Origin of the sequence: Pseudoalteromonas sp. HM-SA03 (assembly GCF_002289345.1) — a bacterium.
Taxonomy (GTDB): Bacteria; Pseudomonadota; Gammaproteobacteria; order Enterobacterales; family Alteromonadaceae; genus Pseudoalteromonas.
This window is the reverse complement of sequence record NZ_NSDG01000056.1, coordinates 28,990-43,589: the sequence shown is the minus strand read 5'-3', so window position 1 is coordinate 43,589 and position 14,600 is coordinate 28,990. Positions and strand designations below refer to the sequence as shown.

The window sequence follows — 14,600 nt, the reverse complement described above, 5'->3', positions numbered from 1 at the left end:
GGACGTTGCTCTGGACTTCCTTCAACTACTTTGTAAAGTTTACCGAAACGTTTTTTGAACAGAGTATCCGCTGCTATTTCACGATTAGTGTCACCTAGCGCAATCGCAATTTTATCAAATAGTGCATCTTGTCCTTGATTTCCAATAAGCTCTAATAATTGTAAGTAGTAATCTTTTCCCATGNTTTAAGCAGTAGGCGAAGCTAAATAACTTTAAATAGTTCCGTAAATCGCTTTGGTGCAACTCTTCTAAGTCAATGCGCTCAGCTTGTGCTTCTAGAGGTAGTTCATCGGCAAACTTCTTTTGAGCTCGGCGATAAGTTATCGCATCGTTCAAAAGGGGTTTGAACTCTATTACGCTGNTCACCACGAGAGTATTTTACATGCATCAAACTGATTATATTATTTATCAGGTCAAAGCATGTTCTCATCTTAATTTCTATCGTGAGATCACTGGAGTCGAGTTCGGCGACATCCTCGAATATAATTTCTTCATAGCACTCTACAGCTTCGTCGAAATAGGGTTTATCCCGAAAGGTATCACGGACCATTGCAACTCCTTTAAAGTCTTCCTCTAGAACATAGATGATGTGAGTTTCTTGACGTCCATGTCCAGTGATGACTTATCTATTTTTAGATGAATAATTACCTTACTCAACAGCGCTTTTATAACTAAAAGTAAAGGCTTGGCAAAGCGTTAATTGCGGTCCAATCATGAGACTATGGTTCTAACTTATTTAACCGCCATTTTTATTAGACTAATTTGGATTTATATCTCTCTTCAATTAAGCAATGTTTGAACTGCTCAAGTAGTCCATTTTAAAGTCTCTCGTCAGCCATTTGAAAAGACTGTTCTGAGTTACCTGAGATATAATCACGATGATAAAAGCTTTTAATATTAAAGTCTGCTTCTCCATACTCTCGCGCATTCATGCTGCGACTAACTATAAGATCTTCACCCTCTATTGTCTCTTTGACGACGTATTTGTCTTTGGCTAAACCACTTTTGTAAGGAGATCGCCAATACTGAATTGCATGAGGATAGAAAATTGACGCCGGTGAGTGCTATATCTCCGATGTTTCGATAGTACCAAATTTGTTTTAAATCACTATAGATAGCATAGTGATAGGACCTAAAAATATTATTGGTTATGGGGCAAGTTTTTAGCCAATGTGACTATATCCGTCATAACACGCTTCTCTCCAAGCTCAGCCAAAAAGGCCAAATGCTCTGTGGCTTTTACTTTTTGAAGATTTTCAAGCTGAGGCTCACCACCAAGCGCAATAGCTGGTACAAAGCCATAAATCTCACCATTTTCAAGTGGGCCTAACCTCTCTACCGCACGTTCGAAAAGAGGCTGTTCATTGACATCGTCCAAATCCAAGTTTTCTTTATTGAGCACTGCGTAATAAAGATCAATCATCCTTTCTTCTCCGCGCTCTGCTAACTTATCAGTATTATCTGAAGGAAAAATCATTCCGTAAACTGAGTTGATATCTATACTATTTCCTGACTCTTTACCCCATACAATAATTTCTCCAAAAGCGCTTAAGCCTATAACATTGTAGTTTTCATCCCTTTCTTTCTTATCAAAGTCTACACCTTCTAACCATGCTTTCAGTACATCACTATATTCAGACGGGTTTACCGTCCAAAAGATGCCGCTCCCCCAACCACAAAAACCATACTGCCGCCAATACTCCAGCAACCTTTCAGGTAACTGGTGTTTATATTCACATAATATTTCTTCTGTTGGTGTTATCGCTTTAATAGCTGGCCCAAAACCCTTGTAATTATAAAAATTATCAAAAAACTTGTTCATTATTTGCACCTATGCAGATCCATATATAAGTGGTCCCGTGACCAAAGCTCTTAGTACTTTCTCGGCTTCCTTACCTCTGTGTCAATAAGGCTTCATGTTTTATCTTTATCCAGATCACAATCTCCTTCATTCCAGTGCACACCTATATACCTGCAAACACGAGCCTCACCTTGCACTTCCAGCTATTACAATTCGTTGCTATATCAGCGATTGCTGATGTTTCTATTCAGTCTAAAGCGCTAGGTAACGCTAAAACCTGTTAAAAAGTCAGTAAATGATGACGCAATTAAGTCGACATTTTGATAATCTGGATTGGCACCTTCATCAACCTGTTTATCTTTCCACCATATAAATACGCCGCCTTTTTGCGCACCATCTACACCAATGCAAATAACATTACCTATGCCATCACCACCGATCGGCAGGAGTTCTTCGGGAATGCTATCGCAATAAATAGAGAACATAGTTAATAAGTCAAAGCGAGTATCATTTCTGCCAATTCCAAATAAAACATTAATGTCAAAGTCAAAAAGCAATTCACCGTCAGAATTTTGTTTAGTAAACTGATTTTTATTAGGCTGACCACCATTAAACTTTAGAAGAAAATCTATATATTCTTTGGGGAGTTGAAGTTCAAGTTCATTACTGAGCGCTTGGATCTCAAGTAAGCTTGTTTTTGGATAACTGTTTTCAAAGTCCATTCTAATTTCCTAAAATATTGCAAGTCTGTGCTGCTCAATTAAACCAGTATATTTTTCTCAAGGCATTTTGCTCTTTTGTCTTTAGACACCTTGATATTGAGATAAAATCCATACTCAAAGTATCCTGTATGGCGACAGCAGAACATTCAATACAACCAACCTGTAGTAAGAGAACAATTTCACAGCTCGCGCTATTCTTTTTTACGGCGCAATCACCAGCATTGCAATCGTTGTTGAAAGATTCTGACGTTTGGCTGGTTTGTTTAGTTGGCTTTAAACTAATAAATCCATCAGAAAAGAGCCAATTGCTACAAGATAACAGCCTAGTTTGATAAACTCCTCCTTTTACTGACTTAGACAGCTCCATGATACTCGATAAAAACTGGCGTATTCTTACCGTTGGCGATGGCGATTTAAGCTTTTCATATTCATTAGCAAAACATTTTGCTCCAGCCCACCTTACTGCCAGTGTGTACGATAGTGAAAATGAACTTAAGCATAAATATCAAGATAATGCATTTGATAAGCTGCATGATTTAGGGGTTAATGTTGTGACTCAATTTGATGTCACTGAGGCACATTGTTGGCAAAAAGTGCCGCCGCATGCCTTCGATGCAGTTATTTTTCAATTTCCTCTCATTCCTGCATTTGATTCGTTTGAAAGCTTCCAAAACCAGACCTTGAGCGTTAACAGCCTCAATCGGAAATTGCTGCGAGAATTCTTAATAAACGCAGCGGCTTATGCACTTGACCCAAATGGCGCTCAGCTCGGGATCATTACCTCAAAGGACGTAAAACCCTATATTGAGTGGGATCTAGAAGGCAGCCTTGTCAACGGACTTGAGCAATATTACCTCGGCCAATCTCGATTTGATATTTCACAATTCCCAGAGTATCAAATTCGTAATGTCGACCGTGATAAACACGTAAAAGACACCAGCGGTATTAGCTATTACTGGTCTGTTAACCCTGCTCACGTCATCAAAGAAAAGCTCAAAGTACCTGATTATTTGGGTGATAATTACTGCACTATCTGTAGGGCTGGCCCTTTTATCAATGACAGCGATAAGCTCGCACACTTGAACTCGAAAAAGCATAAAAATATGCAAAGGCATGAAAGTGCTTGGTTTAACTACCTGAGTACGCAAGAAAAATTGGAACGATAATAAAAAGAAAACATTGAAAATTAAAAGTAACCAAATCAACAAATAACCATTTCAGAAACCAAGAAAGGCATAAAATATACAAAAGTAATTGAGCCATTATTTAGACACGATTAGACTAGCCTTATATCGCCATTTTTAAGCTTGTTATTTATCTTATTGGGGTCTCAATGCCACTACTTAGCCGCGACTTTGTCATTGCGATTTTATGCCTACTTTGCGCTATGGTCACCATTCAATCCGGTGCCTCTATTGCCAAGCAGTTATTTCCGTTTGTGGGGCCCGAGGGAACCACAGCATATCGCCTTGGATTTTCAGCTCTTATTTTATGCTTAGTGTTCAAACCTTGGCGTCATTTACCAACAAACTGGCGACCACTCATCGTTTATGGCCTATGCCTGGGCGGCATGAATATCACCTTTTACTATGCCATTGAACGTATCCCTATTGGCATTGGTGTGGCATTAGAGTTTACTGGGCCGCTCGCCGTAGCGCTGTTTTCATCTAAACGGAAACGTGATTATTTGTGGGTTGCATTTGCTATTTTGGGGATCTTGCTATTGTTACCAGATCTTGGCGATGTCAATGGTTTAGACCCAGTCGGTGTTGCTTTAGCCTTGGTTGCTGGCGCTTGTTGGGCTGGATATATTCTCTACGGTAAGCGCTCAGGCAATGAAAGCTCCGGCGGGGTGACTGTGGCAATCGGCATGACGGTTGCTGCCCTTGCTATCGTGCCGTTTGGCGTGGTGTCACAAGGTGCAGCCCTCCTAGATTGGTCACTGATCCCATTAGGTATCGCGATTGGTTTATTATCAAGCGCCCTACCTTATAGCCTAGAAATGGTAGCGCTTCGAAAAATGCCCGCACAAGGGTTTAGTATTTTAATGAGCGTTGAACCTGCGGTTGCGGCGTTGGCTGGCTTTTTAATTCTTGGAGAGTTGCTGACTGTTTGGCAATGGCTTGCCATTTTTATGGTAATTATCGCTTCCGTCGGCAGTTCAGTATCCAGTAAAGAGTAGGTAGCTTAATTTTCGTATAACTGAGTCAAGTAAATAGAGGGAGTAGATCTACTACCCCCTCCATTGTATCGATTTACTGTTAGTTAACTGTCGCTTCCGTTGCGACCGAAATCATTTCATCTGTTGACGTGTCTTCAGGGGTTGCTTCTTCCTTCTCAGGGAACAGATACTTTTCAAGCCACTGCTCTTGCTCCCAAAGTACATGTAAAATACTCTCTCGTGCTTTATAGCCATGGCCTTCTTCTGGCAACATCACCAGCCTAGCATTACCACCCAAGCCATTCATTGCAGCAAACATACGTTTAGATTGCATAGGAAAAGTTCCTGAGTTTGGATCTTCCTCTCCATGGATCATCAACATAGGTTCGTTGATTTTTTCCGCGTGGAAGAAAGGAGACATAGAGGCATAGACGTTTTGTGCTTCCCAGAAGTTACGCGGCTCTCCCTGAAAACCAAATGGCGTCAAGGTGCGATTATAAGCCCCGCTTCGTGCAATACCAGTGGCAAACAAGTCACTATGGGCGAGTAAGTTCGCCACCATAAATGCTCCATAAGAATGCCCTGCAATCGCAATGCGCTTAGGATCTGCTATACCTTTTTCTACTAAGGTATCAACAGCAGCTTTCGCACTCGCAACCAATTGCTGCCTAAATGTATCATTTGGTTGTGTGTCGCCAGACCCAACTATCGGCATCGTCGGATCATCAAAAACAGCAATACCTTTTGCTAAATACGGCATTGGCCCCCAATAGCCAATATATGGGAATTGATAAGGCGATTCACGTACCTGCGAGGCAACGGCTTTATCTTTAAACTCGAGCGGATAAGCCCACATCAACACAGGTATACGGCCTTTTGATGGGTCATAATCTGTAGGAAGATACAGATTGCCGGATAACTCAACGCCATCATCACGTTTGTACTTGATTTGCTCTTTTACAACGCCTTTAAATGCAGGATATGGATGCGCAAACTTAGTTAGCTGCTCCAACGTATCAAACTGTAAGTCACGGACAAAAAAGTTAGGTTGCTCTTGGCGCGATTCTCGCACAGTAATAAAGCGCATACCTTCGTCATCTAACATTGCACGCACTCTTTCGTAATAAGGTTCGCTCGACTGCCAAATACGAGTTGAAGTGTTGGTTTTTACGTCAAAACGATCTAAAAAAGGAATGTTGCCTTTCGCCGATGCACCGTCGCCCGTTAAAAACAAATACCTGCCTCCAACTAGCTTCAATACTCTTGAACCTAAATCACTATTTTCATATACAAAATTGCCAGGATCTTTGTATGCATCATTATAACTGCGCTCTGAAAACACCACGCGGTTTTGCTCTGGATTGCGCGGAGAAAATACAGAAGAACGAACACTGCGATCGGCAAAGCGCCACTCATTCAAAATCGCGACATTGTTATCAGCCCATTCAATACTCGAAAAACGACGCTCTACTTTTGCGAAAAGTTCAGGCTCTTTTTTGAATGGCGAACTAATCGTGTAAAGGTGATCATGATAGTCAACCTTCGCACTCATGTCCCCACCATCTTGCGCTTCGGCCCATATTAGCGTCGCGCCATGGTCGTCACGCCATTGGATCTCGCGGGGCCCTTCTCTCACGCTATCAAAGCCCGCAGGCAGTGCGTCGGCTAGTGGCTGCCTTGTAACTTCAAATAATGGATAGCCGCGCATTCCCCACACCTGCCATACCGCAGGAAAACGGCTGTAAGGCACTTGGAATGAGAAAGGATCGGCCATCATACCGACCACTAGATTGGTAGAGTCTGGCGAAACAGAGAAATGTTTAAGATAGGTTGGGTTACCAATTTGCTGCGCACTGGCATTAAGATTTAGCTTAATTAGCTGCCCCTCAGAATAGAACTTAAATAGCTGAATATCATAGGGACTAGACAATAAGTTCTGATAAGTGCGTGTCGATGCTTTTTTGCCAGATGTGGTTTGTACTATTGGCGTTAGGCTGGATTTATCTTTTGCGCTTGGCTGTTTGCCATGATTAGTAGCAATATTCGCGATAATCGCAGTACTGTCTGGCAACCACTGGTATGGAGTTGAAGTAACCACGCCATTTAAAGTTGATTGAGTGAGCTGTTTAAGGTTGCGCTGCTCAATATCGTAAGCCCAAAGCGTAGCACTATTTTCTTGTTCAAGAATAAAGGCAAGATAGCGGCTATCTGCACTCCAGCTTGGAGACTTAATCTTGCCTTTAGGTAGACCTGTCACCTTAATTAAGGCACCGGTTGCGACATGTTTAAACTCAATAGAGCTATATTGGCGGCTGGAGGTCCGCATAAAGGTTTGTGGGTTGAACTTTATCCCCGCAAGCGCTTGCTCTGGCTGCCCAAGCTCTTCGAGCGTGAGCACCCTATTGCGCTGTAACAATGCCAACCAATTACCATTTGCACTCAATTTAGAGGTTGGGATCAATGGTGCATCAACAAGCTTTGCTAGCTCTGGAGAAGGTGTCATGTAGCCTTGCTCTTGTGCACATACCGTATATGATACGGTAGTCATTAATATGATAAATGTGATTTGTTTTAATAATTTCACTGTATTTACCTATCTTCGGCGTTTAGCAGGTGATCATATAACGATTATCGGGAAATGTGCAGAGATTTGCGATTTAATGCGATGAAAACTTGATGTACACTTAGTCACTTAACCAGCCATAATTGATACGAATTAGCATGAACAACGATAAAAAACTCGCTAAGGTTACCATTTTTGATGTTGCCGAAGAGGCACAAGTTTCTAAATCAACAGTATCCCTTGTCCTAACCCATAGTGATAAAGTCAGTGATAAAAGCAAAGAGAAAGTATTAAAAGCCATCGAAAAGCTGGGGTATGTTTATAATCGCGACGCAGCAGCGCTACGTAGTAAAAAGTCTAATCTCGTTGCGGTTGTTATCAACGACTTAACTAACCCGTACTCTGCTCAGCTTGCTGTCGGATTAGAAAAGCATATTTACGCATTAGGTATGGTGCCTATGCTGGTAAATACAGGTGAAGATTTTAATCGCCAGCGCCAAGTCGTTAATACTCTTAAAGAATACAACGTTTGTGCCTTTGTTATGGTGCCAGCACCAAGTACCCCTCGAGAGTGGCTGGACCAATTGGCTGACTCTGGATTTCCAGTTATTACCATTATGCGTGAAGTGGCCTTCGCGAAAGCCCCCTGTATTCTACCTGACAATAAAAAAGGGACTCACCTAGCAACAACTCACCTCATTGAGCAAGGCATAAAAGACATTGCTTTTCTTGGTGGCACCCCTGAAATCTCTGATTACCATGAACGACTGTCTGGTTTCCAAAGCGCTCTAAAGCTTAATGGATTAAATGAAGCGCAACCTGCGATCGCAGCTCCAACAAATCGTCAAGGGGGCCGAGAAGCGTTTAATACTCTCATCGCTAACCATAAAGAGATAAAAGCTATCGTTTGCTTTAGTGACGTCATTGCATATGGTGCAATTGAAGCCATGCGCGAACACGGACTAGTACCTGGTGAAGACATCAAGGTTGTCGGTTTTGATGACTTGCAAGACTCCCAGCTGATGAAGCCCGCATTAACGAGTATCAGAATTGATGCCGACGACATCGGTAAGCGGACATGCCATACGTTATCCGAAATTTTAAACAAATCACAACCTGCCGTTAGAACCTTGGTAGATGTTTCATTGCAGATCAGAGAATCATCGTAACTCCTAGCGCTTAGTAATAAATGTAGTGCTGAGACCTGTTTATAAAAAATGCAAATATTTGCGGCCAAAACTATAGACATTACTGAGAATCTGGATAGAATTCGCAGCAATCTTGGCCGCCAAATTTACCTATGCAAATAGTCTGTTGCGAATATCAAATTCGTGAGCAAAAACATCACTAAAATCTAGAATGATATGTATCTTACTAGCAGCGCGTACCCATGATGAGCTCAGTTTGATTTTTTTAATTTCAAACACCATACTTTTTTAACATTTTCGCCAATTCGCTTCATTCAGTAGAATTGGCATTACATATTTAAGGTTCTCTTTCGTTGAATAACGCAACCTTTACAGAGAAACGCCGCTTTATTGTGAAGTTAGGCAAAATGCTTCACAAATACGGTACCCCTGCCTATCGACTCGAAGCACACTTAATGGAAGTAGCCACACACTTAGGGTTAAAGTCTTCCTTTGTCATGTCTCCGACGTCTGTCACTTTTGTGATTTGGACCGAAGGTCATGAAGAAGAATATACCCATGTGGCACGTGTTGACCCTGGCGACCATGATTTAGGTTCATTGGCAGATACGGATGACGTTGCAACACGCGTGTTATCTGGTGAGCTTTCAATTCAAGAAGCCGAACAATGCCTTGAAGCCATTTTGCACGCTAAGCCTCCATATAATAAGTTAATGACGGGTCTTGCATTTGCAACTTCAGGCGGTGCGTTTGCAATGCTGATGGGGACTAGCTGGAATGACGTATGGTGGTCGGCGCTATTATCGCTTGTGGTTTACTTATTCGTGCTTTGGGCGAGTATTTCCAAGCGTGTAACACATATGCTTGAGCCTTTGGTCGCCATCGTATCAGCGGTTGCTGCTTGTGCTGTGTCTGTGTACATTGACCCACAGATCAACATTCGTTTGGTGGTACTTTCGGCCATTATCGTGTTTATACCTGGTTTGGCGCTGGCGCTTGGGTTTGCTGAATTATCGGCTCGTCATCTAGTGTCAGGCACCGCAAGAGTCATGGACTCTATTATGTTGCTCTTTAAGCTCTACTTCGGTGCATTTTTGGGGATCAGTTTAGGGTTTGCGTTTTTTGGTCAAGTTGATTTTATACAACCATCACCATTACCACGCTGGACAGCTTGGCTTGCAGTACTATTACTTTGTAGCAGCCTAGTTATTATCTTTAGAACAAAGTTACGCCATGCAAGTTGGTCGCTCGCATCTGGCTTTATCGCCTACGCAGCCAGTATCAGCTCTGCGGTTTACTTTGATTATGCACTTGGTACATTTGTGGGGGCATTTGCAGTGGGTGTTTTTAGTAATGTCTTTAACCGTGTGGTAAATGCCCCTGCGTCCATTGTTGCAATGCAAGGTTTGATTGTGTTGGTCCCTGGTTCTAAAACCTATATTGGACTTAATTCTTTAATTGAAGGCCAAAGCTTTGTTCATGCGGACCATATTGGCCAACAAACCTTTTTAATATTTATGTCTCTTATCGCTGGCCTTATCTTCTCAAACGTTGTGCTGCCACCTAAAAAGAGCTTATAACGCTCAAGAAGAACTGGAAAGGCTACTCTCCAGTTCTTTTTAGTTATGAATGTTAACAAAAAACAAAGCAAAATCACTCTAGTAAACTTAACTTAAACAGCATAAAAGCCAGAAAAAATTATTTTATAACCATACATTTCAATAAAATAAGAAAAATCAAAGCAAAAAACCACCAAATTCATAACTATTCATTTCAATTCAAGATTTAACAAACCCCGCTGGTGTTTAATCTTTCTCGAGGTCAACCTCTCAATCACAAGTAATACCAATTATCTTAATTAAGTGTTCTATTTTGAGGCGAGAAAACCTTGTCGATAACAAGGCAAAAATTTTGCTATTTAGTTGCTCTAAATAAGAAATTTTTAACGCAGTTAGTGTCAGATTTACTCCTTCAAACTGAGCAAGTATTAAGGCTAATTGGTATATGCACTCAAGGGGAATTTATGTTTCGCAATAACAAGAAAAAACTGGCTGTATTAATCAGCCAATCTTTGCTCGGATCGGTACTTTTTGCACCGGGTCTAGCACTCGCTGAAGAAAACAACAATCAAGAAGCAGCTAAAAATGGTGAAGTTGAAGTTATTCAAGTCAGAGGGATCCGTGGCAGCGTTGTTCAATCACTCAATACAAAAAGATACTCTGACGCCATTGTTGATGCAGTAACCGCCGAAGACATTGGCAAATTTCCAGACCAAAACGTTGCCGAATCACTACAGCGAATTACAGGTGTTTCAATCACGCGTAGTTTTGGTGAAGGTGAACGTGTTAGCATTCGAGGCACAGGTGAAAGCCAAAACCGGACCTTATTAAATGGTCAAGCCGTTGGCTCAGCGGATTGGTGGACTAACTCAGCGGCAAGCCGTGGTTTTAACTACACAATGTTACCCTCTGAAATCATTTCTGGGCTTGAAGTTTACAAATCACCAGAAGCCGATATTGATGAAGGTTCTATTGGTGGAACCGTGATTGTTAGAACACGTAAGCCGCTTGATTTAGAAGCAAATAAAATTGCAGGTTCAATTATCGCACAGCACAGCGAAGTGTCAGGTGAAACCGACCCACAACTTTCCGCTATGTACAACTTTAAGACCGATGATGAATCTTTTGGCGCCTTAATTTCCGTCGTGCGCCAAGAACGTAACTTGCGCCGTGATGGTATTGAAGCATGGTCTTGGACCTATCGTGATATCACACTTGAAGATGGTACCGTCGTCGACAATGTCTACAGCCCTGGCGGTGGCGGCTCAGCAATGTTCTCACAGCAGCGCGTGCGCACGGGTATAAACCTAGCCCTGCAATATCGTCCAAGTGAAAACATGGACATTGTATTCAATGCGTTAGATTCTACACTTGAAGCCGATAATGAAAACCAAAACTTCCTGTGGTTACCCGGTTACGGCGGCTCACAATACACTGACATTACCGTTATCGACCACCCCGTAGTTGGAAAGATGGCCGTAGGCGGTACGCTTGGCTTATCGCCAGATGGTAATAACATTCTGGATGAGACCAAAGTACGTAACTCTGAGCTCAAAACCAAATCGTACGACTTAAAAGTTGAATATCAAGGGCAACTTTGGGAATCCTCTTACCACTTAGGTTACACAGAAGGTTCGGGTGGTTCACAAGCTGATCGCTCCGTTGGTTGGGAAGGCAACTATGTTCACAGCTTTGACGCCTCACAAGAGGAAGACATAAAGACCAGTTATGCCGCCGATCCAAACGATGGTGATAAATGGGATTTAGGTTTTTTACGCTATGACAGCAATGATGCGAAAGATGATGAAACCTACTTTCAAGCCGATTTTAAACGCCCAATTGATGTCGCTATTTTTAACCAGATCAAAGTGGGTTTTAAATATCGTGATCACAGTCGTTTTAATACCAAACACACAACGGACAATCGTACCGACTTAAACTGGAGTTTAGCTGATTACTCCAAAGCCATGCCATCTGATTATCTATCTGGCATAGGCTCAGCAGGCACAACGCGCAGCTATGCAATTACTGATCCAGACAAAATACGCCAAGAAGGTGATGCGCTGGGTTGGAATTACCGAGTGTTGAAGGCCAGTACTTTCGATATCAATGAAAAAATTACCGCAGGCTACATTAAAGCGAATCTGGATGCAGATGGTCTACGCGGTAATTTAGGTGTAAGACTTGTAAATACCAAACAAACCTCATCCGCGTTTGCAGGTGAGTCAGGTGCTGAGGTATGGACAACGGAAGAAAAGGACTACTTCGACATTCTTCCGAGCATTAACTTGGCGATTGACTTAGATGACGATTTATTAATGCGTTTTTCTGCCGCGCGAGTTATGTCTCGCCCAGATTACGCCGATATGACAGCATCAACCTCATATAACCTAGAAACACAAACTGGCACTGGTGGTAATCCTGACATCGACCCATATAGAGCGACGCAGTTTGATACCGGTATCGAGTGGTACTTTAGTGACGCTGGCCTGTTTTCTGCGGTATTTTTCTACAAAGATATACAGTCGTTTATCGAAAGCCAACCGGCACTTGAAACTCACGAAGGTAAAGAAGTGCTGATCAGTCGCCCTGTTAACGGTAAAGCAGGCCGCATTCAAGGTCTAGAAATCGGTTATCAACAAGAACTATACGAAGGTTTTGGCGTTGCAGCTAACTATACCTATGTAGATGGTGAAGCCAAAGACGATGAAGGTAACGATATCACTATCCCTGGCAACTCTGAGCACACTGTTAACCTGAGTTCTTATTATGAAAACGAATTCATTAGTGCTCGTATCTCATACAACTTCAGAACAGGGTATGATACAGGTCGAGACTGGCCAGGATACATTGACGATTACGGTCAAGTAGATGCCAACCTTACCTATAACTACAATGAAAATGTGGCATTTATTCTTGAGGCCATCAACTTGACAGATGAACATACATTTAGCTATCAGGAAAAGGGAGTTGAGCAAGCACTAACAGGTGTCTATGCCGATGGAAGGCGCTTTAGCGCAGGGGTTAGATTTAACTTCTAACGCCGAATAACGAATGAAACTTTTACCGCTAAATCTGGTCTTATTAGTCGTAAAGGAAATAGTTTCATGACTCGAATTAAGTCGCTTCCAAGCTAACACAGGTTCGACTTAGTAAACTCCCTGCCCGGAGTTCCAAAAAGCTGATAGCGTTTGCTATCAGCTTTTATTATTTAAATTTCCCATATATTGTGGTTATATAGCCTATTCAAAATGACCACAGCAACCCCAAAGAGCAGTCCGAGGATGAGTAATCAATAAAATGCGTAATAATCTCATTTCAGGGCTTATTTTTTCATTTTTTCTGAGCATGAGTTGGCTAACAAAAGCCGATCTTTACGATGCTACCCTCGCCTATCAAAATGAAGAATTCACGCTTGCATTTTCTGAATTCAATCGCCTAGCTCAATTAGGTAATGCAGATGCCATGTATAACCTTGGAGTGATGTATTTGTATGGTCAAGGAACCGAACAAAGTGCCGCAAATGCCTTTGCTTGGTTTTCATTGGCTAAAGAATTCGGTATCGCTGAAGCCTTTCAAACTGCACAGCTCGTTTTGCAGCAGTCCGACGACCAAAGTGGTCTAAAGGATTTCGTAACTCTTCAAAAAAACCGTTTGGCAAACACCTATTTATTTGATTCAACACTTGCCCGGCTCAAACAACCCAATATCGTTTCTACGCCAAGTAAAACTCATGATGTATTACCTGACTACCCTGATGAGGCCGTACGACAAGGGATTGAGGGCTGGGTTTGGTTAGAGTTTGATATCGACCAAAGCGGTAAGGCAACCAATATCGAGGTCGTAGATAGCTATCCCAAGCATATATTCACCGCTAGCCTGTTAAATGCTGTAGAGAAGTGGCGCTATAGTGGTCCAAAACAAGCACACACCTTGATTTACCATTTTGCGACATATAAAGGCGAGCAATATCGCGAAACCTTAGCCATTCAAAAGAAAGCCTACGAAAAACAGCTAAGGCAGAATATCGACGCGGCTGAGCGTGGTGTGGCGCAAGTACAATACTATATTGCTAACTGGTTGAGTATGAAAGATTACAACGCGTATCAGCTGCTGCGCTATCACTGGCGCTCTGAAGAGCCGGTAAATGAGCTGTATTTAGCCGCAGCCAAAAATGGCTTGGACTTGGCACAATATCGCTTAGCGACTCAGCTTATCAATGTGGGAGAGCATCGACTTAGTGTACTTTGGCTTGAACACGCAGCACAAACCATGGATATCGCAAAATATCGCTTAGCACGATCACTGCTTACAAACACTGAGCTGCAAGATACTCCACGTGCGCTACAAGTACTTACCGAAGCTTCGAACAACGGCCATTTGCGCTCCACACTTCTATTAGCAAACACTTATTTAACTCGTCTCAACGACAAAACTCAGGCAAAGGCTTGGCTGCGTCATGGTCTCACCATCGATCCCGAACACCCTGAACTGCTGCTACTGTCTGCCAAGCTTACGGATAATCAGGCAGAGGCCAAGAAGCTTGCCTCACAAGCATTGAAGTCGGCATCACAGCGCAATTGGAGTAGTAAAGCAATACGCTTATTCCAGCAAAAGCTAGCTAACTAACTCTTTATCTACACTGA

At 42.3% G+C, this 14,600-nt stretch carries 9 protein-coding genes and 1 pseudogene; 6 read left to right on the top strand and 4 right to left on the bottom strand.

The window, feature by feature from the left end:
- From CKO50_RS24255 to CKO50_RS11985, 3 genes and pseudogenes are all read right to left on the bottom strand, one after another.
- Positions 1–182, bottom strand: a pseudogene (locus CKO50_RS24255) (hypothetical protein); the annotation flags it as partial.
- A gap of 959 nt (positions 183–1,141) precedes the next feature.
- Positions 1,142–1,822, bottom strand: a complete 681-nt coding sequence (locus CKO50_RS11990; protein ID WP_095728338.1) for a GAD-like domain-containing protein — start codon at positions 1,820–1,822, stop codon at positions 1,142–1,144.
- Between the two features lie 239 nt (positions 1,823–2,061).
- The gene (locus CKO50_RS11985; RefSeq protein ID WP_095728337.1) at positions 2,062–2,523 is read right to left on the bottom strand and encodes an SMI1/KNR4 family protein; all 462 of its coding nucleotides are present in this window, start codon (positions 2,521–2,523) and stop codon (positions 2,062–2,064) included.
- A 365-nt stretch (positions 2,524–2,888) separates the two neighbouring features.
- Here CKO50_RS11985 and CKO50_RS11975 point away from each other — a divergent pair, with 365 nt between their 5' ends.
- Together CKO50_RS11975 and CKO50_RS11970 are read left to right on the top strand one after the other, a co-directional pair.
- Positions 2,889–3,689, top strand: coding sequence for a Rossmann-like fold-containing protein (locus tag CKO50_RS11975; protein WP_095728335.1), 801 nt, complete (start codon positions 2,889–2,891; stop codon positions 3,687–3,689).
- A 167-nt stretch (positions 3,690–3,856) separates the two neighbouring features.
- Entirely contained in the window at positions 3,857–4,705 is an 849-nt protein-coding gene (locus CKO50_RS11970) for a DMT family transporter (protein WP_095728334.1), read from the top strand.
- Positions 4,706–4,784: 79 nt separating this feature from the next.
- On the opposite strand, the gene CKO50_RS11965 is transcribed toward CKO50_RS11970, so the two are convergent.
- Positions 4,785–7,268, bottom strand: coding sequence for a prolyl oligopeptidase family serine peptidase (locus CKO50_RS11965; protein WP_095728333.1), 2,484 nt, complete (start codon positions 7,266–7,268; stop codon positions 4,785–4,787).
- Between the two features lie 137 nt (positions 7,269–7,405).
- Between CKO50_RS11965 and CKO50_RS11960 the strand changes: the two genes are divergently transcribed.
- The 4 genes from CKO50_RS11960 to CKO50_RS11940 all read left to right on the top strand — a co-directional run bounded on the left by CKO50_RS11960 (position 7,406) and on the right by CKO50_RS11940 (position 14,583).
- Positions 7,406–8,416: a LacI family DNA-binding transcriptional regulator gene (locus tag CKO50_RS11960; RefSeq protein WP_095728332.1), complete on the top strand. Its 1,011-nt coding sequence runs from the start codon at positions 7,406–7,408 to the stop codon at positions 8,414–8,416.
- Between the two features lie 332 nt (positions 8,417–8,748).
- A complete protein-coding gene (locus CKO50_RS11955) occupies positions 8,749–9,975 on the top strand; it encodes a threonine/serine exporter ThrE family protein (RefSeq protein ID WP_095728331.1) in 1,227 nt (408 codons plus the stop codon).
- A gap of 443 nt (positions 9,976–10,418) precedes the next feature.
- The gene (locus CKO50_RS11945; RefSeq protein WP_095728330.1) at positions 10,419–12,995 is read left to right on the top strand and encodes a TonB-dependent receptor; all 2,577 of its coding nucleotides are present in this window, start codon (positions 10,419–10,421) and stop codon (positions 12,993–12,995) included.
- Positions 12,996–13,254: 259 nt separating this feature from the next.
- On the top strand, positions 13,255–14,583 hold the full coding sequence (locus tag CKO50_RS11940) for a TonB family protein (protein ID WP_095728329.1): 1,329 nt from the start codon (positions 13,255–13,257) through the stop codon (positions 14,581–14,583).
- The last annotated feature ends 17 nt before the right edge of the window (positions 14,584–14,600 follow it).

Excerpts from the sequence above, each read along its gene's own strand:
- CKO50_RS11970 (WP_095728334.1), top strand. The coding sequence starts at position 3,857 with ATGCCACTACTTAGCCGCGACTTTGTCATTGCGATTTTATGCCTACTT.
- CKO50_RS11960 (WP_095728332.1), top strand. The coding sequence starts at position 7,406 with ATGAACAACGATAAAAAACTCGCTAAGGTTACCATTTTTGATGTTGCC.
- CKO50_RS11940 (WP_095728329.1), top strand. The coding sequence starts at position 13,255 with ATGCGTAATAATCTCATTTCAGGGCTTATTTTTTCATTTTTTCTGAGC.
- CKO50_RS11945 (WP_095728330.1), top strand. The coding sequence starts at position 10,419 with ATGTTTCGCAATAACAAGAAAAAACTGGCTGTATTAATCAGCCAATCT.
- CKO50_RS11975 (WP_095728335.1), top strand. The coding sequence starts at position 2,889 with ATGATACTCGATAAAAACTGGCGTATTCTTACCGTTGGCGATGGCGAT.
- CKO50_RS11990 (WP_095728338.1), bottom strand. The coding sequence starts at position 1,822 with ATGAACAAGTTTTTTGATAATTTTTATAATTACAAGGGTTTTGGGCCA.
- CKO50_RS11985 (WP_095728337.1), bottom strand. The coding sequence starts at position 2,523 with ATGGACTTTGAAAACAGTTATCCAAAAACAAGCTTACTTGAGATCCAA.